Source organism: Aeromonas sp. MTB (assembly GCF_056632455.1).
Genome location: NZ_CP147026.1, coordinates 230,001 through 255,851, shown reverse-complemented (window position 1 = coordinate 255,851; position 25,851 = coordinate 230,001). Strand labels below are relative to the sequence as shown.

Annotated in this window: 15 protein-coding genes, 1 tRNA gene, 2 rRNA genes and 1 pseudogene (1 of these 19 cut by a window edge); 5 read left to right on the top strand and 14 right to left on the bottom strand. The window is 59.2% G+C overall.

Annotation, left to right across the window (positions count from 1 at the left end):
- Positions 1-14: 14 nt before the first annotated feature.
- The 9 genes from WBR25_RS01210 to WBR25_RS01170 form a co-directional block, all read right to left on the bottom strand.
- The gene (locus WBR25_RS01210; RefSeq protein WP_058057085.1) at positions 15-1,013 is read right to left on the bottom strand and encodes a sensor domain-containing diguanylate cyclase; all 999 of its coding nucleotides are present in this window, start codon (positions 1,011-1,013) and stop codon (positions 15-17) included.
- Between the two features lie 409 nt (positions 1,014-1,422).
- A protein-coding gene (locus tag WBR25_RS01205; RefSeq protein WP_479749276.1) for an IS3 family transposase occupies positions 1,423-2,585 on the bottom strand; the annotation gives its coding sequence in 2 pieces (ribosomal slippage) (positions 1,423-2,330 and positions 2,330-2,585; 1,164 coding nt in all).
- 230 nt (positions 2,586-2,815) lie between these two features.
- On the bottom strand, positions 2,816-4,321 hold the full coding sequence (locus WBR25_RS01200; protein ID WP_479749275.1) for a hypothetical protein: 1,506 nt from the start codon (positions 4,319-4,321) through the stop codon (positions 2,816-2,818).
- Between the two features lie 244 nt (positions 4,322-4,565).
- On the bottom strand, positions 4,566-6,629 hold the full coding sequence (recD, locus tag WBR25_RS01195) for an exodeoxyribonuclease V subunit alpha (RefSeq protein ID WP_479749274.1): 2,064 nt from the start codon (positions 6,627-6,629) through the stop codon (positions 4,566-4,568).
- Complete coding sequence (gene recB, locus WBR25_RS01190) at positions 6,626-10,234, bottom strand: exodeoxyribonuclease V subunit beta (protein WP_479749273.1); 3,609 nt, start codon at positions 10,232-10,234, stop codon at positions 6,626-6,628. Before recB ends, recD begins: the two co-directional genes overlap by 4 nt.
- Entirely contained in the window at positions 10,234-13,587 is a 3,354-nt protein-coding gene (recC, locus tag WBR25_RS01185; RefSeq protein ID WP_479749272.1) for an exodeoxyribonuclease V subunit gamma, read from the bottom strand. The genes recB and recC overlap by 1 nt, the downstream gene beginning before the upstream one ends.
- Before the next feature lie 257 nt (positions 13,588-13,844).
- On the bottom strand, positions 13,845-14,237 hold the full coding sequence (locus WBR25_RS01180; RefSeq protein ID WP_005336513.1) for a DoxX family protein: 393 nt from the start codon (positions 14,235-14,237) through the stop codon (positions 13,845-13,847).
- A gap of 39 nt (positions 14,238-14,276) precedes the next feature.
- Positions 14,277-14,963, bottom strand: coding sequence for a pirin family protein (locus tag WBR25_RS01175; protein WP_005355292.1), 687 nt, complete (start codon positions 14,961-14,963; stop codon positions 14,277-14,279).
- A 30-nt stretch (positions 14,964-14,993) separates the two neighbouring features.
- The gene (locus tag WBR25_RS01170; RefSeq protein WP_041202176.1) at positions 14,994-15,326 is read right to left on the bottom strand and encodes a hypothetical protein; all 333 of its coding nucleotides are present in this window, start codon (positions 15,324-15,326) and stop codon (positions 14,994-14,996) included.
- Positions 15,327-15,584: 258 nt separating this feature from the next.
- On the opposite strand from WBR25_RS01170, the gene WBR25_RS01165 reads away from it, so the two are divergent.
- The gene (locus WBR25_RS01165) at positions 15,585-16,499 is read left to right on the top strand and encodes a LysR family transcriptional regulator (RefSeq protein ID WP_150389906.1); all 915 of its coding nucleotides are present in this window, start codon (positions 15,585-15,587) and stop codon (positions 16,497-16,499) included.
- 99 nt (positions 16,500-16,598) lie between these two features.
- Positions 16,599-17,018, top strand: coding sequence for a hypothetical protein (locus WBR25_RS01160; RefSeq protein WP_150389907.1), 420 nt, complete (start codon positions 16,599-16,601; stop codon positions 17,016-17,018).
- A gap of 175 nt (positions 17,019-17,193) precedes the next feature.
- On the opposite strand, the gene WBR25_RS01155 is transcribed toward WBR25_RS01160, so the two are convergent.
- Positions 17,194-17,544: a hypothetical protein gene (locus WBR25_RS01155; RefSeq protein ID WP_005355311.1), complete on the bottom strand. Its 351-nt coding sequence runs from the start codon at positions 17,542-17,544 to the stop codon at positions 17,194-17,196.
- Positions 17,545-17,743: 199 nt separating this feature from the next.
- Here WBR25_RS01155 and WBR25_RS01150 point away from each other — a divergent pair, with 199 nt between their 5' ends.
- The 3 genes and pseudogenes from WBR25_RS01150 to WBR25_RS01140 all read left to right on the top strand — a co-directional run bounded on the left by WBR25_RS01150 (position 17,744) and on the right by WBR25_RS01140 (position 21,385).
- A complete protein-coding gene (locus tag WBR25_RS01150; RefSeq protein ID WP_040068709.1) occupies positions 17,744-18,466 on the top strand; it encodes a response regulator in 723 nt (240 codons plus the stop codon).
- A 33-nt stretch (positions 18,467-18,499) separates the two neighbouring features.
- On the top strand, positions 18,500-19,861 hold the full coding sequence (locus WBR25_RS01145) for an ATP-binding protein (protein ID WP_323906432.1): 1,362 nt from the start codon (positions 18,500-18,502) through the stop codon (positions 19,859-19,861).
- A 140-nt stretch (positions 19,862-20,001) separates the two neighbouring features.
- Positions 20,002-21,385, top strand: a pseudogene (locus tag WBR25_RS01140) (transporter substrate-binding domain-containing diguanylate cyclase).
- A gap of 68 nt (positions 21,386-21,453) precedes the next feature.
- Here WBR25_RS01140 and WBR25_RS01135 read toward each other — a convergent pair.
- The 4 genes from WBR25_RS01135 to WBR25_RS01120 all read right to left on the bottom strand — a co-directional run.
- Entirely contained in the window at positions 21,454-23,406 is a 1,953-nt protein-coding gene (locus WBR25_RS01135) for a ligand-gated channel protein (RefSeq protein ID WP_479749271.1), read from the bottom strand.
- Between the two features lie 584 nt (positions 23,407-23,990).
- Positions 23,991-24,067 (bottom strand) — tRNA-Asp (locus WBR25_RS01130).
- A 97-nt stretch (positions 24,068-24,164) separates the two neighbouring features.
- Positions 24,165-24,279, bottom strand: a 5S ribosomal RNA gene (gene rrf, locus WBR25_RS01125).
- Positions 24,280-24,386: 107 nt separating this feature from the next.
- A 23S ribosomal RNA gene (locus WBR25_RS01120) occupies positions 24,387-25,851 on the bottom strand (it continues 1,423 nt past the right edge of the window).

Here is a 25,851-nt window from a genome sequence, read left to right as displayed (position 1 = left end):
TTCCGTACCCCGCGTTAGCAGATTTGGTCTTTACCCAGCTGCTTGGCCTGATAGAGCGCCCGATCGGCACGCACCATCAGGCTCTCTTTCTGCTCATCCTGCTGATACTCCGCCAGCCCGAAGCTCATGGTAGCGGGCGCATGGGGGCAGATGGGCTCGCTCGCCATCAATGCCTGAAACTTGCTCGCCACCACCAGCGCATCCTCGCGGCCGGTGTTGGGCAACAACACCATAAACTCGTCACCGCCCCAGCGGGCCAGCAGATCGATCTCGCGAATATGGCGGCGCACCAGCGCCACTATGTTGATCAGGGTCTGATCCCCGGCGTTGTGGCCATAGCTGTCGTTGATCTGCTTGAAGTTGTCCACATCCATGGCGATCACCGTAAACGGCTGATGGAAGCGGCGCGCCCGCTCGCACTCCAACTGCAACGCCCGCTCCAGCCGATAGCGGCTGGCGGCACCGGTCAGGGCATCGGTCTCTGCCAGCAGACGGTTCTCCTCGGCTTTCTGTTGCAGCGCCTCGTTGAGTCGCACCAGCTCGGCGGTGCGCTCGGCAACCTGCTGCTCCAGCGACTGATTGCGCCGCTCCAGCTGCTCCAGCAACAACTTGCTGGCGTGGATATCGCGATGGGCACCGATCATCCGCGCCACAGACCCGTCGGGATTGCGCTCAATGATGCGGCCGCAATCCTCAATCCAGAGGTAACTGCCATCCCGGCAGCGGCAACGGTACTCTGCGCGATACTCATGGGCGCTGCCGCTCAGGCAGAGATCGAACTTCGCCATCACTGCCGCCAGATCGTCGGGGTGGATCACGTTCTCCCAGGTGAAGACGGTATTGCCGAGGGAGTGAGGCTCGTAACCCAGCATCCGGTACCAGCCGGGGTTGCGATAGACAAAACCGGTATTGGCATGCCAATCCCAGATGCCATCGCTGGTCACCTCCAGAATGCCATGCACCACGGCCTCGCTGACATCCGAGATCCTGATCGTGTCACTGTCCTGCACCATAGCAGTTATCCTTGTTCTTCCGCCCCGCGCCACCACGGGGAATCGCGCTGTTGTCGTGAGGCGCTACCTTGGCATATTGCAACAGATCTGTCAGCCAGAACCCCACCACACCACCGTTTCCCCGGTTATCGGCCACTCACGACGCAGGCTGAATCAGGGTGGCCATAAGTGTGGCTCAAGCGCGCCCCATTTACCGGATTTAACTCACGATTCAGTCATTTGGGGGATGGAATAATCGGGCGGCGCAAGAGGGGTGACCAAGTGCAGCATATTGTGCCAACCTGCGCCCCTCACCCTAGCCCTCTCCCAGAGGGAGAGGGGATAAAGCGGCACCGGTAATATGATCGTCAGCCACGTAGGTTCGATTAGCGAAGCGTAATCGGACTGCGGTAACGGCATTTTGTAGTGGTCAACTAAATCCGGACACTTGGTTAGGCCGTTCTTCGGCTTTTGCTGGCGGTATCCCGTCATTGTGTTGATGTGGACGCCGCCAGTTGTAGTAATCCATCAGGTAATAACTGATATCCCGCTTTGCCTCCCGTACGCTCATGTATCCCGTTGCCGGCAGCCACTCTGACTTCAGGCTTCTGAACAACCGCTCCATCGGGGCGTTATCCCAGCAGTTGCCACGCCGACTCATGCTCTGGGTCATGCGATAGCGCCACAGTCGTTGCCGAAATGCCCGGCTACCATATTGGCTGCCCTGGTCAGAGTGAAACAGCACGCCTGACGGACAACCTCGTTGCTGATACGCCATCTCAAGTGCTTTGATGGCCAGCTCGGCATCTGGTTTATCTGACATCGCCCACCCCACAACCCGTCGGGTATGCAGGTCAAGCACCGCTGCCAGGTAATGCCAACGGTCACCTGCCCAGACGTAGGTGATATCGCCACACCACACCTGATTGGGTTGCTGGACATCAAATTCGCGGGCCAGCAGATTGGGAATGTCCGGTCGTTCAGACCGTGCCACCTTGTAGCGGTGTGCGCCTGGCTGTTTGGATGCCAACTCGGCTTCCTTCATCAGGTTACGTACTTTGAATCGGCCAATCTGATACCCCAGCTCCCGCATCATCGACATCAAGGCGCGGCTGCCTGCCGAGCTCCTGCTTTCTTTGAACAACCGGCGCAACTCACAGCGCTGCTGCATGCGCTCACGGTTAATCGTCCGCCTGCGGGCCAGATAATCGTAAAAACAGGAAGTGGGCACATCGAAAGCGCAACAGACCAGGGTGATAGGGGCTTGCTCCCTTAATCGGTCTATCAGCGCGTACGTGTGAACTCGTCCGCCATCAAGAGAGCAGTAGCCTTTTTTAGTATGTCCTTTTCACGTTCGAGTCGATTGATACGGGCTTCCAGCTCCTGGATTTTCTGCTGCTCAGGAGTCAGTGCTTTTCCGGTGGGGGTTGTACCACAGCGTTCGGATTGAAGCTGCTGAACCCAGCGACGAAGCACGGTTTCACCGACATCCAGTGAACGGCTGGCTTCAGGGACAGAATATCCCTGGTCGAGCACCAGGGATGCGGCTTCGAGTTTGAATTCGGCAGTAAATGAGCGACGTAATCTTGTCATTGAAAACCTCAGGTCACGGTGGCGACTGTACCACCTAAAATGGTGTCCGGGATGATTAGACCACTACATTGCTCCCTTCTCCCGTTTATTAGAAAAGGAGGAGAAGGGTCGGTGATGAGGGGAAGGAAAAAGAGATTTCGCGGTAAACGTTGGGCTTCGCTACGCTCAGCCACAACCTACACAATCGGTAGGTTGGCGCTGAGCCTGCGAAGCCCAACATACGAGATATGCTAAGCCTTAGGAAGAAAATGCTCTTTCAATATTTTCAAAGCTGCATCATCAGAACTTGCCACATTCCTTATTTCATTCGGACCAAAAACCAAAAGATTAAATTTCTTTTTATTTGCTTCTTTAGTCCTTTCAATACGGGCAATTGACTCATCAGACAGACGTCCAGTTGTCCACAGCTCGAAATTAGGAATGCCACCATTTTTGTTCGTTATTTCTAGTCTCTGCAAATGCTCTCTGACTCGTTTAATTCTAATATCTAACCATCTATTTACTTCTTCATTACTCACAAAAGAACCTGGCTTCATGGCTTTACACTCGATGATTCTTGGCTCACCGACTTGAGGAACGACATAAACATCAACCTCAGCCTTTTCTCCACCATTATTTTGAAATGTTCTATTAAGATAGACATTGCCAGCAGTAGAATTTCTTATTATGTGACTGACCAGTATTTCAAAGAACGCGCCACGCATATTACCCATAGCACCTTCGAGACTGCCTAACCTTGTAATCACTTCATCAAAAGCTTTACTTTCAATCTCTCCTATAGCTGACTTTTTAGTAATATCGATTAAAGATATGAATGCTTCCGCTATATCTTTACCAAAAAGACTTTCTGGTGTTGCTGGTATAACGCCTTTTTCTTTAAGCTTATTCAGTGCTTCTTTTTCATAGCTAAGGGCAACAAAAATGTAAATAACCTTGTTTATTTTCTTCAATGCTTGCAGTGAGTTTATTTTATTTAAAAATGGCTCTATATGAATTAGCCCTACATTTTTTGAAAATAAAACATCACAAACAACAAAGCCAGGATTGGGCTTATCCTGCTTATTCCAATCGACTAATGGAGCTAAGTAACTAGGTGATGAAAGATCCCAAAAAAATGGTCCAACCATTGGTTGACTATTGATGTCACCTCTGGTCTTGATACAATCAAAACTTGCTATAGATAACCTTCTAAGCCACTCTTTCATGGCGCCAATAAATATTTCTTCAGCAAGTAACCTTGCACGAACAGAAATTATTTCCAGCTCTTTCAATTCATTCCTATCATATAAATCCTTAGTAAGGATACACTCCCCTATACCATCTACTTCGTCTTTTACAAAAATCCTCGCATCAAGCATTCTTTCCAATACACTAAATGCACTAATTTTTTTCTGCTGAGCTTTTGGTGAACCACAAATGGTATAAAAATGCTCTATAGGAACAATCCCTCTAGCCTGTACAGCACCTAGAGCTAAAGCGTACGCACCTTTCTGGCTATAAATTGCTTTAAACAAATGTCCCCAGAACATTGGAGAACCGTAATCTTGTTCTAAATATGTAAAGCGAGTCCCTCTAGAAAACGTTAAATATGCTAGCTGTTTTACTCGATTACTTGATCGTCTGATCCGTTGGCGAGCAGCTTCATGTGTCAATCCATGCTTCTCTACAAGGTATGCGGCCAAATCACTGCTCAGACAAGGGCCAAGATTCTTATACGAAAGTGCCTCTTCAATCACGACCTTCCTCCCTACTGGGTATGTCACGCTGCGCTATTTATAAAACAAAATTACATGTGCCGACCCACAAAAAGCGCACCGAGACAACACCCTTTAAAAATCAATACCTTAAGTAGCAAAAATGACAAGCACCATTACCGTGCGTCACGGTCATAAAACATACCGCTCATTGCCACAGCACTGTTGGTGCAATTAGCACAGCGTAACGGGTCAACAGCAACTCCCTTTACCGCCATCCAATCAATCACTCCCCCAACCTCTCCGCCAGACCGGAATAACGCTCGGTCTTTTTCCGTACTGCCTGTGCCAGCAGGGCGCGATCACCGTAGAGATCGAGCTGCGCCTTGGCGCGGGTGATGCCGGTGTAGACCAGCTCACGGGTCAGCAGCGGGCTGGGGCTGTCGGGCAGCACCAGCACGGTATGGGCAAACTCCGAGCCCTGGGATTTGTGGATGGTCATGGCGTAGACCGTCTCGTGGGGTGGCAAGCGGCTGGGCAACAGGGCGCGCAGAGAGCCATCCGGCTGCTCGAACCAGACCTTGAGCCGCCCGCTTTCATCGGGCAGGCAGAGCCCCATATCGCCGTTGTAGAGGCCGACCCCGTGATCGTTGCGCACCACCATCACCGGGCGACCGGCATACCAGTCGCCATCGCGGGCAATCAGGCCTGCCCGTGACAGGGCCAGTTCCAGCCGCTCGTTTAACCCCTGCACCCCGAACGGGCCGTCGCGCAGGGCGCAGAGGATCTGGAAGCTGTTGAATGCCTTGAACACGGCGGCGGGCGCTTCCCCCGCGCGGGCCGCCTTCAGATAGCTGCCGTAACCGGCTACCCCCTGGGCAATCAGGGCGTCGTAGGCCTCTCCCGCCCAGGGATGCAGGCTGATATCGGCGAATCCTGCGCCCCAGACTGATTCCACCGCCGCGGCATCGCCGCTGTTGCAGGCGCGCGCCAGCTGGCCGATGCCAGAGTGCTGATCAAAGCGCCAGCTCTTGGCCAGCAAGCAGAGGCTGTCGCGCACCGGGGCCCCCGCGGGCATGCCCTGCAAGCGGTAGCCGGTCTGACGGGAGAGCCAATCCGCCTGCGCCGGGCTGATGCCCTGTTCGATAAAGCTGCAGATATCGCCGAGCACGGCCCCCGCCTCCACCGAGGCGAGCTGATCCTTGTCACCGAGCAGGATCAGGCGGGCGTGGCTCGGCAACGCATCGAGCAGGCGCGCCATCATCGGCAGGTCGACCATGGAGGCCTCATCCACCACCAGCAGGTCGAGGTGCAGCGGGTTGCCCGCGTGGTGGCGGAACTGACTGCGCCCCGGAATGACCCCGAGCAGTCGATGCAGGGTGCCCGCCTCGGTGGGGATCGCTTCGACCCACTCGGGGGGCAGATCGAGGGCCTGCAGGGCAGAGCCGATACTCTCGGTCAGGCGCGCCGCCGCCTTGCCGGTGGGGGCTACCAGCCGGATCGCCGGGGCCTTGCCCGCTTGCAGGCCGGTCTCCACCAGAATGGCGAGCAGTTTCGCCACAGTCGTGGTCTTGCCGGTGCCGGGGCCGCCGGAGATCACCGCAAATGGGCGCGCCGCCGCGGTGGCCGCCGCCAGCTTCTGGCCGTTGCAACAGAGCGCCTCGGGCACCAGCGCATCCAGCTTGCTCAAATCGCTCGCCGCCTGGGCGCTGGCGAGCAGTGCCTCGATGGCGGGCCAATCCACCTCGTTCGGGAACACCAGATCCAGATACTTTTCGATAAAGTGGCGGGCCGAAAAATCGGGGGCGAGGCGGGCCTTGAGCAGCGCCGCGAACACCAACCCGTAGTCGCGGGCAAACAGCCGCGACAGGGCCGGGGCAATCTCCGGCCATTCGGCACGTTCACTCAAAGCACGCAGATGGCGGGCCACCCCCTGCTCATGATCGTGGTAGCGGGTGAGGTAGAGCCGCCCGTGCCACAGCCGCAGCGGCCAGCGCGGGGCGAGCCCCTCATCCTGTTCCGTACCCACGAGCGGGCTTGCCGCAAACAGGGCGGGCCAGCGGGCAGGATCCGCCAGATCAGACAACAGATCCCGGCTCTGCTGGGGATCCAGCCCGAACGGTCGCAGGGATCCGGCAGTCAACATTTCAAGCGGCAGACAGACATGGCCGCGCCCCAGCTCGAAGCAGGCGAGCGCCGCCCCCAGCACCAGCTCGGGGCTGCCGCCAAGGTCGGCCACCAGCCGGGCAAATTGCAGATCCAGCTGGCGGATGCGGCCAGCCAGCGCCAGTGTTTTCAACCGTTCAACCATCATTGCGCTGGTTGCGGTGCTGATCATGGTGCCGCTCATGCCTCTACCTCGTTCAATGCTTGAGATCCCGCTGCTGGCAGCTCACTACCTTCGCGAAACAACTTATCCAGCCCCAGCACCAGTTCACGGCTCGGGCGGGTATGGAAAATGCCCCCCTGCGGCATGCCGCGCAGGAACAGATAGAAAACGCCGCCAAAGTGCTGCTCGAAATCGTAACCCGGCAGGCGCAGGGTGAGCAGCCGGTGCAAAGCCAGCGAGTAGAGCTGGTATTGCAGGTCGTAGCGGTGCTCGGCCATCGCCCGCTCCAGCGCCGGACGGCTGTAATCGGCGGGGCTCATGCCGAGGTGATTCGATTTGTAGTCGAGCAGATACCAGCGCCCCTGCCACTCGAACACCAGATCGATAAAGCCCTTGAGCATCCCCTGCACGGTGGCAAAGCTGAGCGGCTTGTTGCCCCGCGACAGCGGGTCGTGCTGCTGGCAGAGCGCGGTCAGCGCCGGTGCCGTCACCCGCCCCATGGGCAGGAAGAACTCCAGCTCCACCTGTTTGCGCTCGGGGGCCAGATCCCGCAGCCGCACCGGCTCGCCAAAGCCTGTTTCCAGCGGGGTATCCAGCACCGCCTCCACCTGCTGTTGCAACACGGGGGCCCAGCTCTCGTCGAAGCCGTCCTGCGCCAGCAGGGTGGCAATATGCTCCGCCAACGGCTCGCCCGCGGCGCTTTGAAAGTCGATGGTCTCGAACAGACTGTGCAGCAAGGTGCCGGGGCGCGCCCCTTTCGGGAAGGTAAAGATGGAGGGCTGGGGCGCCTCGTCCGGTTGCTCGGAAGCCAGCGCGGCCGCCTCGGTCACTACCTCGTCATCGAAGCCGGGATTGGCCAGCACGCCTTTGCTGTGACCGTGACCCTGCGCCGCCAGCCCGGAGTAGGAGCTGATCCACCAGTCCCGCTCAAGGGAACCGCTAAAGTGGCGCACCTGCGGCTCGCCCAGCAGCTCCTCCTCTGGCGGCAGCGGGGCCGGACGGGTGAGCGAGGGCTCACCGATGGCTACCCCGGGCAGCGCCTGTGCCAGCTCGGTGAGGGCGGTCGCCAGCGTCTGTGCATCCCCCTCTTCGCCCTTTTGCAGCAGGTAGCCGATGGCGGTGTGGTGCAGGTCTGTCTTCTCCGACTTGCCCGCCCCCGCCCGCACCGGCGCCAGCCCCAGCCAGGTGGCGTAGACGCCCCGGGTCAGCGCCACATAGAGCAGCCGCAAATCTTCGGCAAGGCGCTCCCTGTCCGCTTCAGCGAGCGACGAGTCGGCGCCGGTGAGATCGAGAATGGTGCGATTGCCCGCCTCGTCCGCCTCGTGATAGAGCGGGGTCTCGGCGGTTCTGTGGCTGCAGATAAAGGGCAGGAACACCAACGGATACTCCAGCCCCTTGGATTTGTGGATAGTGACGATCTGCACCAATTTCCGCTCGGATTCGAGCCGCAGTACCTGCTCCGCATCCTGCCCGTTGGGGCGGCTCACCGCCTCCCCCAGCCAGCGCAGCAGGGCATATTCGCCATCCAGCTCGCTGCTCACCTGTTGCAGCAGCTCGCCAAGATGGAGGAAGTTGGTCAACCGCCGCTCGCCATAGGGGCTCGCCAACAGCGAAGAGGCGAGATTGCGCCGGTGCAGCAGGGCCCGCAGCATGGCCAGCACGCCACGGCGGTGCCAGATCTTGCGGTACTCCATAAACTCCTGCACCGCGCTCTCCCACGCCCGCTCGTCGCTGGCCAGCCCATCGAGCGCCTTGGCGTCGAGATCAAACAGCCCGGTGGCGAGCGCCGCCCGCAGGCTGCGCTCTTCGCTCGGGTTCTGGCAGGCGTGCAAAATCAGCAAAATCTCCCGCGCCTCCGTCTGCTCCAGCACACTCTCGCGGTTCGACAGATAGACGGAGGCGATGGCGAGCCGCGCCAGCTCCTGCTGCACCAGCTTGCCCTCGGCGCCGGTGCGCACCAGCACTGCGATATCTCCGGCCTTCACCGCCTGATCACCGATCAATGCCTTGCCCTCACGGGCCAGGGTCAGCAGACGGTGGATCTCGGCGGCGGTGGCGCGGGCCATCTTGCTCTGGTAATCCCCCCGGTTGAAGGTGGGCTGGCCGGTCAGCTGCCAGCAGTGGAGCACGGGCGCGGTGGCGCCATCGAGCAGCAGCGCCTTGCTCTTGCCCTGCGCCTCCACCGGCAGGAAGGGGATATCCGCCTCGTAGATAAAGGGATCCTTGGCCCGTTCGAACAAGCCGTTGACCGCCCCCACCAGCGCACTGCTGGAGCGCCAGTTGCGCCCGAGGGTGTAGTGGGCGCTCACATTTCGCCGCGCCTGAATGTAGGTAAAGATATCGGCGCCGCGAAAGCCGTAGATGGCCTGCTTGGGGTCACCGATCATCAACAGCGCCGTGTCTGTGTGGCCGCCGTAAAGCCGATGGAAGATGCGGTACTGCTGGGGGTCGGTATCCTGAAATTCATCGATCATCGCCACCCGATAGGTGGCGCGAATGCGCTCGCAGAGCCGCTCGCCAAGGCTGGAGCCAAGCGCCCCGTCGAGGTCTTTGAGCAAGTCATCGAACGAGAGCTGATGAGCCTGCCGCTTGCTCGCCTGCATCCGGCTGCGCACCACCTTGGCGGCCCGTTGCAGGATCAGATCCCGAATACCGGGGCGGCTAGCCAGAAGCTCGTCTATCTGACTGAACAGCGGCAGGGTCGGCACAGCGCCCCCCTTCTTGAGGTTCTCCTCCAGCACCGTCTGGCCGAAACGCTCCAGCTCCTTGGGAATGGCGTAGCCACTGCTCTCGTCTTGCGCCCAGTCGGCTATCTTGGCGAGCCACCCTTCGTAGTTCTTGCCGGTGTAGCGGCTGATCTGGCCGTCGGTCTGGCGGCGGATCTCGTCCGTCTGCGCCAGCCATTCGCTCTTCACCGCCGCGATGCGACTCATGGCCGCCTGATGGCGGACGGCGAGGGTCTCGTCCCCCAGCGCGGGGTGGATCTCCAGCTCGCTGTTGTCGAGCCAGCTGCCCATCTCCCGCAGCAGGGCGGCGGGGCTCGGCCAGAGCGCACGCACCGCGCTGGCGAGGGCTTTATCCACCGGATAGAACTCGGATCGCCAGTAGTCGCTCACCGCCTGCAACCTGAGCTGGCTGTCGTCGGTAAGAAATTCGGTTTCAAAGAGGGCGCCGGATTCGAAGGCGTTCTGCTTGAGCATCCGCTGGCAGAAGCCATGGATGGTAAAGACCGCCGCCTCGTCCATCTGCCGCTCGGCGGCCAGCAGGCGGCGGGCCGCCAGCTCGTGATCATCCACCTCGTCCAGCAGCATGTTCAACAGAGCGTCATTGCTATGGCCGCGCATAAAGGCGAGCCGCGCCTCGTGAATGCGACCGCGGATCCGCCCGCGCAGCTCGGCGGTGGCCGCTTCGGTAAAGGTCACCACCAGAATTTCGGTCACCGAGAGTGGCCGCTCGTGGGCGCTCGGCTGACCGGCATCAGCCCCCTCTTCGATGAGCGGGCCGTGGCCCAGCAGCAGACGCAGATAGAGACCGGCGATGGTGTAGGTCTTGCCGGTACCGGCAGAGGCTTCGATCAGTCGTTCACCATGGAGGGGAAAACGCAGGGTATTGAGCGGGTTAGCCATTATTTCAGCTCCTCCAGGGTCTTGAGCAGCGGAGTCAGGTGTTCGCGGGCCAGCGCCTGCAACTGCCCCAGCACCTCGTCATCGAGTTCGGGGAAGCAGCGGGCGACGTAAACGTCTTGCCCCTCCCCATTGATCATCCAGCCGCCGTTGAAACGGGTGAGGGCCGCCTTGTCGGCTGCCTCCGGCTTGTCGGGATCCTTCTCGATCGCCTTGAGCCAATCCCAGGCGGTGTTGGGGAAGAAGGGCAGCGGCCGCTTCATCCCCTGCGCCCAACAGGCCACCAGCGCCGCCAGTTTGGGGCGCGCCTCGTCGGCAGAGAGCTTGGGCAGTCGCAGACTCTGTTTGGCATCGAACAGCAGGGTGTCGCCGGGGGCGCCACTCAATGAGAGGCAGAGGTGCTGGATCCAGCCCAGCAGCAGATCCTTGCCGTTGAAGCTGCCGGGTTTGACCACCAGCAAGCGCCCCTTCTGGGTGTCGATCCACCCTTGCAGCTGGCCCTGAGTGAGGGAGATATCGATCTCCACCGCCTGCTTTTCTGACTCATTGGCCGCAACCCATGGCCGCAGCCGATCCGCCAGCTTGCCCATCTCGGCATCCAGATCGTCCAGCAGCAGGCTGCCGAACCACCCTTGCGGCAGCAGGCCGGTGAGCTGCAACCGCTCGCGCCGCTCGGTGCTATCCCCCTCTGCCAGATGGGCATCAAGCAGCAGATCTTTCAGCTGATAATTTTGCAGGCCATCCAGCTCGAACGGCTCGCTGTCCTCGATGTTGGCTTCGTTCAGCTCAAACCACACCTTGAGGCGGCGGTTGAGGAAATATTTGGTGGGCTGGCGATAGAAGCGCAGCAGCTCCGCCAGCTCCAGCCCCTGCTCCTTGCCCCATTCGGGAGGCAGCGGCAGCTCGCCACTCTGGAAGTTGGCCGCGCCACGCACCGGATTGAGGGCGGGCAACCAGTCGGCGGCATAGGTAAAGAGGCGCGAACCCGGCTCCGGATAGAAGTAGTTGCGGCTGTAGGGGGTGAGCGGATGCGCCACCATCAGGTGGTTGAGCAGCCGCTTGCCGGAGGTTTCGTCGTCCAGCTCCTCATCCCCCGCCAGCACAAAGCCCTGCCGCACATAGTCGATCAGCTCCGCCAGCAGCACCGAGGGCACCTTGTCGCTGTTGTCCTGGGCGCTGAAACCCTGATAGCTGATATAGAGCCCCTGCTGGGCGCTGAGCAGCGCCTCGAGGAAGAGGTAGCGGTCATCATCACGACGGGAGCGATCCCCGCGCCGCGACGCCACCGCCATCAAGTCGAACCCCATGGGAGCCAGGGTGCGCGGGTAGACGCCATCGTTCATGCCGAGCAGGCAGACCTGTTTGAAGGGGATGGAACGCATCGGCATCAGGGTGCAGAAGTTGACCTGACCGGCGAGGAAGCGCTGGCTGGAGCGGGACTCCCCCAGCACGCTGCCGAGGTAATCCTGCAACAGGTCGGCGGTAATGGGCTGCTCGAAACGGGCCTCGCCGAGCCGAGTCTGCCACTCGGCCAGCTGACTGCGAATGAGCTGGAGCTGACGTTCTTCATCTTCGTCGGCCAGATAGAAGCGCTCCAGCAGCGCCAGCAGGCAGGCATTCCACTCGGCCAGCGGCTGCGCCTGTTGCAGGCGGGGCAGGAATTCGGCCAGCGAATCGACGAACCAGGCGAGCTTGCCGAGCGCCAGCCCCTGCTGACCCTCGATATCGGCGTAGGGCAGGATGCCCGCCACCGGCTCGCCATCCCCCATGGCAAAGCCGAGCAGCATGCGGCGCAGGCCGAACAGCCAGCTGTTGCCAGACATGGGCGGCAGATCGAAACGGACGGGATGGCCGTCATCCAGCCCCCAGCGGATGCCGGTCTCCTGCACCCAGACCCGCAGCTGGTTGAACTCGTCATCATCCAGCTCGAAGCGGCGCAGCACGGCGGGCACCTCGAGAATGGCGAGCAGCTCGCCAGCCCCGAAGCGGGCGTTGGGCAGCCTGAGCAGGGCGAGGAAGCTTTGCAGCAGCGGGCTCTCCTGACTCGCCGCCCGATCCGAGACCGCAAACGGGATCTGGCCGCGCGCACCAAACACCGCCTGAATATAGGGGCCGTAGCTGTTCACATCCGGCATCATCACCACCACATCTTTCGGGGTGAGGGTCGGGTCCTGTTCGAACAGCGCCAGCAGCCGGTCGTGCAGCACCTCGAGTTCGCGCATCGGGCCATGGCAGGCGTGGATCTGCAAGGATCCATCCGCCGGATCTATGGGGCTCTTGTGGTGGCTGCTGTCGAGATCGAACTGACCGGCGCCCCGTTCTGCCAGCTCCAGCACATCCTTCTGGATGGCATGCAGCAGCTTGATATTGCCCTTGCCATCCAGCTCGTCGATATCGACGAAGGCCTCGATTTGCGGCACCTCCAGCTCCATCAGCTGATGCAGGTAGTCGCGCCCCAGCTTGCCCATGGAGGCGAGCAGCGGGTTGGCGGGGCCTTGCAATGTCTCTATATCGGTGCCGGGTTTGAGCTTGTTGTCGAGGCGCGCCAACGTCTTGCGATCCAGCAGATCCCCCCAGTAGTAACGGCAGGGGTTGGTGACGAACAGGTGCACCTCCACCTCCGGCCGGCTGCCGAGTGCCAGCAGCGCCTCCACATAACGCGGCGGCAGCGCCGAGATGCCGAACACAAAGACCCGCTGCGGCAGCTTGCCCGGCAGATCGGCGGTACGCTCCAGCTCGTGGATAAACTCCTCGTAGAGGTTGGCACGGTGGTAGCCGCTCGGAGAGAGCGCCAATGTGCGGGCCACCAGCTCGCGCCACAGCTCTGGCTGCCAATCCTGACCGCTCACCCCGGCCAGCTCCTGACTCAATCCTTCCCCCTCTTCCCAACGGGCAATCCAGTCCGGCCGGTAGACCAGATACTGGTCAAAGAGATCCGCTACCTTCTGGCAGAGCTGCCACAACCGCACCTGCTCGGGCTCCTGGGCAGGATCCTCCTCATCTCCCCCGCCCAGATAGGCGGCGAGCGGGGCAAAGGCGGGGCGCTCCAGCAAGGCAGGCAGAATGGTCATCAGCTGCCAGCTCATGGATCCCTTGTTGTAGGGGCTCTGGCGCGGCACATCTGCCAGCACCCGAGTGAACATCTCCCAGATAAAGCTGGCGGGCAGCGGAAAGTCGATATTGGCGGCAATGCCGAAGGCTTTGGCCAGCTCCAGCTTGAGCCACTGGGCCATGCCCGGACTCTGCACCAGGATCTGCTCCCGATCGAAGGGGTGAGAGAGAGGGGCCTGCCGGATGCGGCTCACCAGCAGCTCTTTGAGCAGATCCAGCTGATTGGAGTGGTAGAGGGTAAACATGAGCAATTCCCGCCTGTGGATGAGAGGGGGCGAGGGAAAAGGCGAGCCATTTCCGTCACTTCACAAGAGAGGGAATTGTCGGGGATCGGGGGGGAAGATGCAAAAGGCTCTTGCGGCCAGCGGCGGGCAAGAAGCGGAATCATGAGGGGCGCCGCAGATTTGTGCCGTCGCCTCACCTATCCAGAAAACGCAGACAGAAAAAAGCCGGTGCAGTTGCACCGGCCAAAAGGCATTGGAAAACTTGACTCTTCAGGGCATTACCAGTTTTTGCCGAGACGGGCATCCACACTGAAAGCCCCTGCTCCGGCCGCCGCCAGCGCCAGGAAACCACCGGCCACTGAGACGTTCTTCATAAACATCAGCATCTGCATCTGTTCTGCAGGCTGATAATGGAAAATAAAGGCAGCCATCAGGGTGAAACCGGCCAGCAGCACGGAGAGGCTGCGGGTAAAGAGACCCAGCACGACGGCAAGGCCACCACCCAGCTCAAGCAGGATCACCAGCGGCAACATAAAGCCCGGCACGCCCATCGCTTCCATATAGCCCTGAGTACCGGCATAGCCGCCGATCTTGCTCCAGCCCGCCATTACGAACATCAGCGCCAGCAGTACACGACCCGCCAGCAGCGCTACATCTTTCATCTTGTCCATTTCATATTCCTCGTTTGTGTCACATCACCGCTGACTGCTTCAGGGTAGGTCAAATAACAGAGCTTGGCTGGCACTGGTCGCAACCAGCTCCCACCGGTATTCATCACGACTGAGTACCCCGTCGCCGGGTCGGGCAGCCAGACCGTTGGCGGTCAACTCCCCTGAAATCATCTGCAGGTAACCGTGCCGGCCAGCCAGTGCCCATTCGAGCGTCTCGCCCGGGGCCAGTTCCAGCCGCCATACGCGGGCCTGTTGGCGGATCCGCAGCGATCCATCCTCGCCATCCGGTGACGCCACCAGCGTCATGCCCGGTCTAGACTCGATCTTCTTCTGCTGATACCCGGGTGGCGTGCCGAACTCGTTCGGCTCGATCCAGATCTGCAACAGGGAGAGAGGATCCGTCTGCGAGGGGTTGTACTCGCTGTGGCGGATCCCGCTGCCTGCGCTCATCAGCTGGAAATCCCCTGCCGGGATCTGCTCGGCATGGCCGAGGCTGTCCTTGTGCTCTATGGTGCCTTGCAGCACGCAGGTGAGGATCTCCATATTGGCGTGAGGGTGGGTGGCGAATCCGCCACCCGGCGCAACCAGATCCTGATTGATCACCCGCAGTACCGAGTGTCCCATCCACTCCGGGTCATAGTAGTGACCGAAGGAGAAACTGTGGCGCGCGTCCAGCCAGCCAAAGTTGGCCTTGCCCCGCGCTTCTGCGGCTCTCAATTGCATCATGGTCTGCTCCTCACCTACCGGGACGGTTGATTAACGCTGTTTGCCGCTACCGATACCGAACGGAATACGGTATTCGCTGCTCTGGTCAGCCAGGCTGACAGTAAGGTTGCCCTGGGTACGGCTCGGGATCCGCACCTGCTGGGTGCCTGTCAGATTGGCGTGGACTGATGCCAGCAGATCGCCAGACTCGTCACGCACTTCCAGCATCGGATTGGCTTTGCCATCCAGTGCGGCAGTGGCGTTCCAGTTCACAAACAGCACGCCGGGCATGGCGTTGAAGTCAGCCGGTACGGAAGCTTGGGCGAAACCAGTGGTCATCAGGCCTGCAACGGCCAGCATCTTGATTACGTTTTTCATGTTCATTCACTCTCTTGTTTTATATGTCATTGCCAAGGCCTTTTCGGCCAGAATCAATGCATCCATGCAAGAGGTTATTCAAATAGTGTGTTGTTCTTTCACCGACATCAGACAGACCGATTTGGTGTGTCACAGTGCGGAACTACCCGCATATTTGGCCGCTCGACGTTCCTGCCTAAGCGTTGATTGAATATTAAAGTGACATGACCTAACTTGTTAGCGAGATAAACTGGCAAACATATTCAAAAAAATTGAAGGTAAGGAATGGCCAAGGAATCGAACAAGGAGCGGGCGCTGACCCTGGAAGCAATCCGGGTGCTGGACGCCATCGACCGCCGCGGCAGCTTTGCGGCGGCGGCCGACGAGCTGGGCAAGGTGCCCTCGGCATTGAGCTATACGGTGCAGAAGCTGGAAGACGAACTGGATGCCATGCTGTTTGACCGCAGTGGCCACCGCACCAAGTTCACCCCGGCCGGACGTATGCTGCTGGAGCGCGGCCGGGTGCTGCTGGAGGCAGCCGAGCATCTGGTGGGAGAGACCCGGGCGCTGGCCCGTGGCTGGGAGACCGACATCACAGTCGCCGTCGATGCACTGGTCCCGGTGCAGGCCCTCTACTCCTTGGTGGAGAAGCTGGCCGAGCAGACCGATACCCGACTGCGGCTGCGGGCCGAGGTGCTGGCGGGTAGCTGGGAGTGTCTGGAAGATGGTCGCGCCGACCTGCTTATCTCCTCCATCAACCCGGACATCATGATGACCGGCATCAAGCATCAGGTGATCAAGGACGAGGTGATGCTCTACGTCGCCCATCCCGATCATCCGCTGCATCAGGAGCCCGAACCCTTGGCCGACGAGACCCTGCGCCGCTACCGCGCCATCGCGGTCGCTGATACAGCCCTGCGCAAACCGGTACTTACCTACCGCCTGCTCGACAAGCAGCCGCGCCTCACCGTCAGCACCATGACGGAGAAACGGGATGCCCTGCTGGCAGGGATCGGGGTCGGCACCATGCCACAGAGCTGGATTGAGGAGGACATCCGAGCCGGACGGCTCAAGGTGATCAGCCCAGAATATCGCCATCAGCTGCAGGTGGTGCTGGCCTGGCGGCGAGACACCATGGGCAAGGCCAAGAGCTGGCTGGTACGGGAGATACCAAAACTGTTTGCGGCTGGTGAGAAATGAGATCCAGTTAACAGAAATGTTAATTGCATGCCTCACTTGACGCCCAATATCTTTGCTGATTTCATAGCCGCCTCATTGAACCCATGGAAGCTGTAGAAAATGAAAAAGAGTTTGCTGGTTGCCCTCACCACCCTGCCCCTGTTTGCCAATGCCGGCCTGATGGATTCGCTGACCGACAGCGTCACCAGCAGCGTCAAGGATGCAGCTAATACCGCCGTATCAGGTGCAGTGGACAGCGCATCCAACGAAGCCATCAAAAAGGCTCTGGATATCAAGGAAGGCGGCTCCAACAAGCAGGCAGTCAAAGAGAAGCTGGGCGCTCCTGCCACCACCAAGACCGAATCCGGTCTGGAAGTGTGGACCTATGATCTGGATGCCCTGAAGAAGGCCTCTCCGCTGCTGGCAGAAACCACCAAAACCCTGCTGAAAGATACCGACGCCGCCAAGAAAAACGTGGTCATCAAGTTCGAAGGCGAAACCGTCAAGAAAGTAGACCTGACCGACAAGGCTCAAGGCTAAGTTCGATCGTCCGGTGGAGTGGGCTGAACACCCGCATCGGCACAGATAGCAAGAGGGGGAGCACTGGGCTCCCCTCTTTTATTGGCAATCACCAGCGTTCAACCAATCTGCTGCTCAACGCAGTAAACACAAAAAGGGTGGCCTCGGCCACCCTTGGTTTTAACAGCGGGCGTAGTTACTGGTTCGCTTCGGCGAACTGCTTCATCGCTTCGGCGTGCTTGGTCATACCGGCGGCACGCTCGTTGAGCTTCTTGATGAACTCCGCCTTCTTGGCCGGATCTTCAATACGGTCATAACGTTGCTGCAGGTTGGCCTGGATCTGCTCCGGGGTCATGTTCTGCATACGGGCCATCTTGTCGTGGCGACCACCGTGGTGTTTGCCACCCATCATGCCGCCACCGTCCATCGGGCAATCCACCATGGCACCGGGCTGGCCGGTGGGGGCTGCTTCACTGGCTGCATAGGCGCCCAGCGGCAGGCCAAGGATCAGGGTGGCGGTCAGCAGGGTTTTGGTCAGCTTTTTCATGGTCTATCTCCTGTAGGGATGATTCTGGTTCGGCGCTCTTGCCTTGCCCTCAAATAAACACCCTATCGGTGTCTGAACTTTGCCAGCATCGCCCTTTTTTGTAGCAGAGTGTGGCATCGTGCGGATCTGGCACACTTTGACACAAACCGCCGTCCGGATTTTCGTATACTCGGGCCAACGCCAAGCAGGGGAGGTATTCATGAACCAGGGCAACACCCACATTCTGGTGGTCGACGATCACAGCGAGATCCGCGATCTCTTGAAACGCTTTCTCGAACAGCACGGCCTGCGGGTCAGTTGTGCCCGGGATGGCAAGGAGATGAAGCGACTGCTGGAGGAGCGGGAGTTCGATCTGCTGGTGCTGGATCTGATGATGCCGGGTGAAGATGGTCTGACCCTCTGCCGCGAGCTGCGGGTCAAATCGAACCTGCCCATCATTATGCTGACTGCCATGGGGGAAGAGACCGACCGCATCATAGGGCTGGAGATGGGCGCCGATGACTATCTGGCCAAGCCCTTCAACCCGCGCGAGCTGCTGGCGCGCATCAAGGCGGTGATGCGCCGCACCCAGGCCGACACCCAGCCCGCCGCCGAAACCCTAACCCGGGATCTGCGCTTCGATCGCTGGCTGCTCGACGTCAATCGCCGGGAGCTGGTCGATGAGGATGGGGTGGGCCTGAGCCTCTCCACCGCCGAATTCGATCTGCTCAAGGTGTTTCTCGAACGCCCGCAACGGGTGCTGAGCCGGGATCAACTGCTGGATCTGGCCCGTGGCCGCGAGGCGGTAGCCTTCGATCGCGCCATCGATACCCTGGTGAGCCGCCTGCGCCGCAAGCTGGAGCGGGATCCCAAGAATCCGGAACTGATCAAAACCATCTGGGGTGGTGGCTATATGTTCTCCGCCGACGTGACGCAGGTTTAAGCAGTGGGCACCTTGCGACGACTGTGGGCACGGATGTGGCCCAAGGGGCTGACCGGCCAGATCATTCTGGTGGCGCTGGCAGGGTTGATCCTGATCCAGCTGCTCAGTATCCAGATCTACCGCACGGATCGGGAGGAGGCGCTCGGCTTCGTCAACAGCCGCAACGCCATGCAGCGGATCATCTCGGTGGTCAGGCTGCTCTCCCTCTCCCCCCCGTCCCTCTATGACGAGATCCTCAAGGCGAGCCGCAGCGAGACCCTGCTGCTGCGCCTCTCCGACGAGCCGCTGCAACCGGATAACCGCAGTCCCCGCTTCGAGCAGCTGGTGCGCTCGCGCCTCAACTACCCCGCCGGCCTCACCGTCGAGATCAGCGCCGAGCTGAAAGAGGATACCCAGCGCAGCAAGGCGTGGGAACATCATGCCCGCATGATGCGGGATCGCAAGGGACCGCCCCCGCCACGGGATATGCGGCTCTATGGCTCCATCGAACTGCCGCAGGGGGGCTGGCTGCAGTTCAGCTCGCTGGTCGACAAGGAGGCGGGCAGCTGGTCGTGGCAGACCACCCTCAACCTGATGCTGGTCGCCAGTCTGGTGATCGGGCTGATGGTGCTGCTGTTTCGCCGTGCCACCCGCCCGCTCAAGCAGCTGGCAGGCAATGCGGAGCGGCTAGGACGGGGCGAGGATATCGAACCCTTGAAAGAGGAGGGGCCGACCGAGATCCGCGAATCGATTCAGGCCTTCAACCGGATGCACACCCGGCTCGACCGCTTCGTGCAGGACAGAACCCGGATGCTGGCGGCCATCTCCCACGATCTGCGTACCCCCATCACCAGCCTGCGGCTGCGCACCGAGTTTCTGGCCGATAGCGAGGACAAGGAGCGCATCCAGCAGACCCTGCAACAGATGGAACAGATGCTGGCCGCGACCCTCAGCTTTGCTCGCGAGGAGGGGCAGCAGGAGGCCACTCGCGAGCTGGATCTGGTCAGCCTGCTGGTCAGCCTGTGCGATGACTATGCCGATACCGGCCAGCCGGTCACCTGTCTGGCGGAGGGCAAAGAGGTCTACGCCTGCCGGGCCAACACCCTGCGCCGGGTGCTGCAGAACCTGATCGGCAACGCCATCAAATATGCCGGCAGCGCCGAAGTGTCGCTGGAGCGGCGCAAGGAGGAGCTGTTGATCCGGGTCTGCGATAACGGGCCGGGGATCGATCCGGCGCGGCTGGAGGATGTGTTCAAGCCGTTCGTGCGGCTCGATGAAGCGCGCAACACCGAGTCCGGCAGTGTCGGGTTGGGCCTCTCCATCGCCCGCACGCTTGTCCATCAGCACGGCGGCGAGCTGACCCTGCTCAATCGGCCACAAGGGGGACTGGAGGCGCGGATCAGCCTGCCGCTGTAAGTAGTCACTCTATCCGCCAGCCTTGTCATGGCGCCATTTGCATCATGCAAACTTCATCATTTGGGCGCTTGTTCTTCGATGAGAAAGGCGGTGATAATCGATGACCACGGGACGGCATACGGCAACGGATTGGAGCAAGGATGGCCTCTTCCAGGACTGGAGTCATAGTCAGTATCGGGTGGGGGCTCCTGCTGCTCGCCCTTGCCCTGCCAGTTTGGGCCAAAGCCCCGGAAGAGCCGCTCATCATTACCAACTCCAAAGCCTGGCAGCCCTTCTCCTATATCAATGAGTCGGGCCAGCCGGATGGCCTGCTGATCGATTTGTGGCGTGAATATGCCCGGGTGACCGGCCAGAAGATCGAGTTCAGGCTGGTCGACTGGCAAGGCTCCCTCGACCAGCTTCATGAGGGGAAAGCGGACGTTCACGCCGGACTGCTCTGGTCACCGGAGCGAGACAAACTGTTCGACTATGGCCGGCCTCTCGCCCAGCTCGACTCCCAACTTTTCTTCTCGAGCGAACTGCGCGGCACCGATGTACATTACTACCTGCTCCATGAAACGGTCGGAGTGGTAGCCGGTGGCTACGAGGAGTATTACGCCAGACGCTACTTCCCCGGCACCAGACTGCAGACCTTCGACGACAATGACACCCTGCTGGCGGCTTCGGGGCGACATAAAAGCCTTTATCGCCGATCTGCAGGTCGCCAACTTCTACATCTATACCTCGGACGATCCCACCCGCTTTATTCCGGTTCGCCACCTCTATACCGACCAGATCCGCTTTGCGGTGAAAAAGGGCGACATTGCCCTGTTAAACCGGCTGGAAGAGGCCTTCGCCAAGCTCAAAGAGAGCGATCGGGAGAGGATCATCCGCAAGTGGATGCATGTCGAAACCGTCTACCCCATCCATCTCGGTCCCTGGCTACTGTTTGCCGGAGTGTTAATCATGGTGGCCTACATAGTGCAACTGCGCCGCGCTGTTGCCAGCCGCACCACCGAGTTGAGCCGAGCCAACACCAGACTGGAGAAACAAGCCAGTACCGACCCCCTGACCGGCCTCCTCAACCGACGGGCATTTATGCCCGCCATGGAGCAACGGCTGGCAAGCGGGGCTCCCTGTGCTCTGCTGCTGTTCGATGTGGATCACTTCAAGGAGACCAATGACCGCTTTGGTCATGGCATCGGAGATCTGTTGCTGGAAAAGCTGGCCACGACTGTGACCAACCTGTTGCCCGAAGAGGCTCTGCTGGCTCGCATCGGCGGCGAGGAGTTTTGCCTGCTGCTGCCGCTGGCCACATTGGCTGAGACAGAGCAATGGGCCGAGCGTATTTGCCTGGAGAGCAACCGGCAAACCCTGCACACCAGCAGCGGCGAGGTGACCCTCTCCATCAGCACCGGGGCAGTCTGGGTAGCCGCAGAGAGAGAGGCTGATGCCGACCAACTACTACGGCAGGCTGACGCCCTCATGTATCAGGCCAAGGGACTGGGGCGCAATACCTGGCAAGCCGCCCCCTATCAGGCATAGCCCCCCTGACGGACACGCAATAAAAACGGCCGCCATCGGAAGGTGGCGGCCGCATAACAGGTTCCCTATCAGAAGTTGTAGGTTACGCCCAAGTTGTAGCGACGACCATCCAGCACAGTGCCATAACTGCTGTAATCCACCGTCTTGTCGAACAGGTTGTAGACCCCGGCAGTCAGATCCAGATGCTTGTTGGCCTTGTAGACCAGGCCAATGTCAAAGAAGGTGTAGGAAGGCGTCCCCTCCGCCATCTTGACCCGGCTCAGGTACTCGGAGGTCTCGCCACGGAAGTTGACCCGTGACCAGAGGCTGAGATCCTCGGTGGTTTGCCAGTCAACACTGCCGTTGAACATGTGACGGGGCATCTGGTTGAGGGCATGACCCGCCAGTGGACCACTCTTCTGCTCGGACTGGGTAAAGGTGTAGCTGGAGCTGACCGACCAATCCTCATTGATGGCCCAATCCATCATCCCCTCGACACCGCGCATGTTCGCCTTGTCGACGTTGACCCGATCACTGATGAAGTCATAGCTGTGACCATTGAGGGTACAGGCGGGATCGCTCTTGCTGGTGCAACGACGCACTTCGGAGATCTTGTTCTTGAAGTCGGTGTTGAACAGGGTAACACCGGCGTTAAAGCCCTGATGACCGTTCCACAGCAGGCCGATCTCTTCACTCACGCTAGTCTCGGGTTTGAGGTCCGGGTTACCGACCAGCATGCCATCCAGGCTGCCACCACCGGTGACCTGACCCCAGTTGGCCGCCGACATTCGCAAGTCAGGGGAGCGGTAACCGGTCGATACGCCCCCTTTCAGGGTCCAGCTATCATCCAGATGCCAAACTCCGTAGAGGCGCGGGCTCCAGTGAGAGCCGTAATTCTGATCCCGATCCATGCGGGCGCCACCGGTCAGGGCAAAGCTGTCGGTGAGTGACCACTCATCCTCGACAAACATCGCCCAGCTCCAGCGAGTCAGCTGCTCGGCAGGGTTGGCCACTTTCAGGGTATTGCCCTGATCGTGCAGATCCTCATAGCGATACTGACCACCGACGCTCAGGTAGTGATCACCCAGAATAAACTGGGTATGGGTATCGGCGATAGTGTTGGTTAGCTCCATCTTGCGGCCGGGGTTGGTGTTGGTTTCCTGCTGCAGATAGCTGCTGGAAGAGCCGAAATCATACTGGCCATCATGGGTCAACGCATAGTTGGTGCGCTCGTAGCGGTTAAGGCTATCTTTCGCCTTGGCAGCCAGCGAATTGCCGGCCGTGCGATCCCGATCCTGCAGACTACGACTGGCTTCCAGATCAAAGCGGTTATGGTCATCAGGCTTGAAGCTGAGCACCGCCGTGCCACTGCGAGTCTCTTGCTCGGCAAAACCCTGGGTAAATTTGTCTTCACCACGATGGGCGAGCTGACCATTGAAACGCAGGCCCAACACGCCATCGATCAGTGAACCTGCGGTATAGGTATCGGTCTGGAAGCTATTGCCGGCATCCTTGTTCTCCTGGAAGGTCGAATCAGCATGAACCGAGCCCTGCCAGGCCAGGCCGGTGGTCTTGCGGGTAATCACGTTAATCACGCCCCCCATAGCATCGGAACCATAACGGGATGACATGGGGCCACGGACGACCTCAATGCGCTCAATCGCCTGCAGTGGCGGCAACCAGCCCTGCTCGATACCCGGACCATCGCTGTTCGGGCGAGTGCCACGGCTATCCACCTTCTTGCCATCAACAAGCATCAGAGTGTATTTCGACCCCATACCGCGAATGCTGATATCACTGCTGCTGCCACCGCCAGTCACCACAACACCGGGCACATCCTTCAGGGCATCGGTCACATCGCGATAGGCCCGCTTTTCCAGCTGCTCACGGGTAATCACGGAGATGGAGGCGGCAGAGTCTTCAATCTTCTGCTGGAAGCCGGAAGCGGTGACGACCATCACCTCTTGTTCGGCAGCATAGGCCTGGGTCGTAAGAAGGGAGCAGATCAGCAAGGCAAGCTTGTTCGGTTTCAAAATTGTCATGTTTTAGCCTGAACATTATTAGTAGGAAGGTGACGTATTCCCTTACTTCACTCATTACAACGCCCTGGCATCCGGCCAGACGCAGTGCTAGAAAAGGCTCATTTGAAAAGCACTTTATTAATCAGCCCGCATTGTAACGACCCCGACCGGATCATTCAAACAATAATGATTATCATTTACCTCGTGTGGTATTCCTGCTACAAAACAGCTCATTCTTGATAAGAGACTGTTTTAATGGAATAAATCCATAAACAAACACGGGAATTAAACAAACAAGCGGAAGCGATGACGTACCGTTGCAAGATGACCTGATTTAATCCTCAAGCTCTATCAGCTCGCAGCGGAACAATATCGCCAAGATGGGATGTGCTGCGATACAGAGGTGGAAACAGTAGCAAGAACACCAACAGGGGAAGGTATTGCCATCGTGGTGGGATGTCGGCAGCTCACCAGCAGGCTAAAACATCAAAACCCGGTCGTGAGACTGGGCTTTGTGTTCGTTCTGGTATGCAAACCTGTGGGTCTTATGGACAAAATCGCCCATAGCAAAAAGGCCTTCCCAATCGGGAAGGCCTTCAAATTAGTGGCGGAGCGGACGGGACTCGAACCCGCGACCCCCGGCGTGACAGGCCGGTATTCTAACCGACTGAACTACCGCTCCGCATTCGGTTAGCTTGCGCTAAATCTTCTGCTGCATTTTCTGAGGTGTCATCCTCGCAGCCAGTGACATGATTCTTCACATCACTGTTTAATTGGGTGCCTGGCAGTGTCCTACTCTCGCATGGCGAATGCCACACTACCATCGGCGCTACCGCGTTTCACTTCTGAGTTCGGCATGGGATCAGGTGGTTCCACGGCGCTATGGCCGCCAGGCAAATTCTTTAATCTAGAAAGCTGACGTGAGTAACGACTTGGTCATTATCACTGAATTAGTAGTTCGTTCATTCGCTACAAGGCCAGAAACACTTCTTGGGTGTTGTATGGTTAAGCCTCACGGGTAATTAGTATGGGTTAGCTCAACACGTCGCCGCGCTTACACACCCCACCTATCAACGTTGTGGTCTCCAACGGCCCTTTAGGACCCTCAAGGGGTCAGGGATGACTCATCTCAGGGCTCGCTTCCCGCTTAGATGCTTTCAGCGGTTATCGATTCCGAACTTAGCTACCGGGCAGTGCCACTGGCGTGACAACCCGAACACCAGAGGTTCGTTCACTCCGGTCCTCTCGTACTAGGAGCAACTCCCTTCAATCATCCAACGCCCACGGCAGATAGGGACCGAACTGTCTCACGACGTTCTGAACCCAGCTCGCGTACCACTTTAAATGGCGAACAGCCATACCCTTGGGACCGACTTCAGCCCCAGGATGTGATGAGCCGACATCGAGGTGCCAAACACCGCCGTCGATATGAACTCTTGGGCGGTATCAGCCTGTTATCCCCGGAGTACCTTTTATCCGTTGAGCGATGGCCCTTCCATTCAGAACCACCGGATCACTATGACCTACTTTCGTACCTGCTCGACCTGTCCGTCTCGCAGTTAAGCTGGCTTATGCCATTGCACTAACCTCCTGATGTCCGACCAGGATTAGCCAACCTTCGTGCTCCTCCGTTACTCTTTGGGAGGAGACCGCCCCAGTCAAACTACCCACCAGGCACTGTCCGCGAGCCCGATTCAGGGCCCTGCGTTAGAACATCAAACATACAAGGGTGGTATTTCAAGGACGGCTCCAGCGCAACTGGCGTCACGCCTTCAAAGCCTCCCACCTATCCTACACATGTAGGTTCAATGTTCAGTGCCAAGCTGTAGTAAAGGTTCACGGGGTCTTTCCGTCTAGCCGCGGGTACACCGCATCTTCACGGCGAATTCGATTTCACTGAGTCTCGGGTGGAGACAGCATGGCCATGGTTACACCATTCGTGCAGGTCGGAACTTACCCGACAAGGAATTTCGCTACCTTAGGACCGTTATAGTTACGGCCGCCGTTTACCGGGGCTTCGATCAAGAGCTTCGCTTGCGCTAACCCCATCAATTAACCTTCCGGCACCGGGCAGGTGTCACACCCTATACGTCCACTTTCGTGTTTGCAGAGTGCTGTGTTTTTGATAAACAGTCCCAGCCATCTGGTCACTGCGACTCCCGACAGCTCCATCCGCAAGGGACTTCACCATCAAGAGCGAACCTTCTCCCGAAGTTACGGTTCTATTTTGCCTAGTTCCTTCACCCGAGTTCTCTCAAGCGCCTTGGTATTCTCTACCCGACCACCTGTGTCGGTTTGGGGTACGATGACTTGTAATCTGAAGCTTAGAGGCTTTTCCTGGAAGCAGGGCATCAATGGCTTCCGCACCGTAGTGCGTTCGTCTCGTGTCTCAGTGTTGTGTCTCCGGATTTGCCTAGAAACACCACCTACGCACTTTCACCAGGACAACCGTCGCCTGGCCCACCT

Excerpts from the sequence above, each read along its gene's own strand:
- WBR25_RS01210 (WP_058057085.1), bottom strand. The coding sequence starts at position 1,013 with ATGGTGCAGGACAGTGACACGATCAGGATCTCGGATGTCAGCGAGGCC.
- recD (WP_479749274.1), bottom strand. The coding sequence starts at position 6,629 with ATGAGCGGCACCATGATCAGCACCGCAACCAGCGCAATGATGGTTGAA.
- recB (WP_479749273.1), bottom strand. The coding sequence starts at position 10,234 with ATGGCTAACCCGCTCAATACCCTGCGTTTTCCCCTCCATGGTGAACGA.
- recC (WP_479749272.1), bottom strand. The coding sequence starts at position 13,587 with ATGTTTACCCTCTACCACTCCAATCAGCTGGATCTGCTCAAAGAGCTG.
- WBR25_RS01180 (WP_005336513.1), bottom strand. The coding sequence starts at position 14,237 with ATGGACAAGATGAAAGATGTAGCGCTGCTGGCGGGTCGTGTACTGCTG.
- WBR25_RS01175 (WP_005355292.1), bottom strand. The coding sequence starts at position 14,963 with ATGATGCAATTGAGAGCCGCAGAAGCGCGGGGCAAGGCCAACTTTGGC.
- WBR25_RS01170 (WP_041202176.1), bottom strand. The coding sequence starts at position 15,326 with ATGAACATGAAAAACGTAATCAAGATGCTGGCCGTTGCAGGCCTGATG.
- WBR25_RS01165 (WP_150389906.1), top strand. The coding sequence starts at position 15,585 with ATGGCCAAGGAATCGAACAAGGAGCGGGCGCTGACCCTGGAAGCAATC.
- WBR25_RS01160 (WP_150389907.1), top strand. The coding sequence starts at position 16,599 with ATGAAAAAGAGTTTGCTGGTTGCCCTCACCACCCTGCCCCTGTTTGCC.
- WBR25_RS01155 (WP_005355311.1), bottom strand. The coding sequence starts at position 17,544 with ATGAAAAAGCTGACCAAAACCCTGCTGACCGCCACCCTGATCCTTGGC.
- WBR25_RS01150 (WP_040068709.1), top strand. The coding sequence starts at position 17,744 with ATGAACCAGGGCAACACCCACATTCTGGTGGTCGACGATCACAGCGAG.
- WBR25_RS01145 (WP_323906432.1), top strand. The coding sequence starts at position 18,500 with ATGTGGCCCAAGGGGCTGACCGGCCAGATCATTCTGGTGGCGCTGGCA.
- WBR25_RS01135 (WP_479749271.1), bottom strand. The coding sequence starts at position 23,406 with ATGACAATTTTGAAACCGAACAAGCTTGCCTTGCTGATCTGCTCCCTT.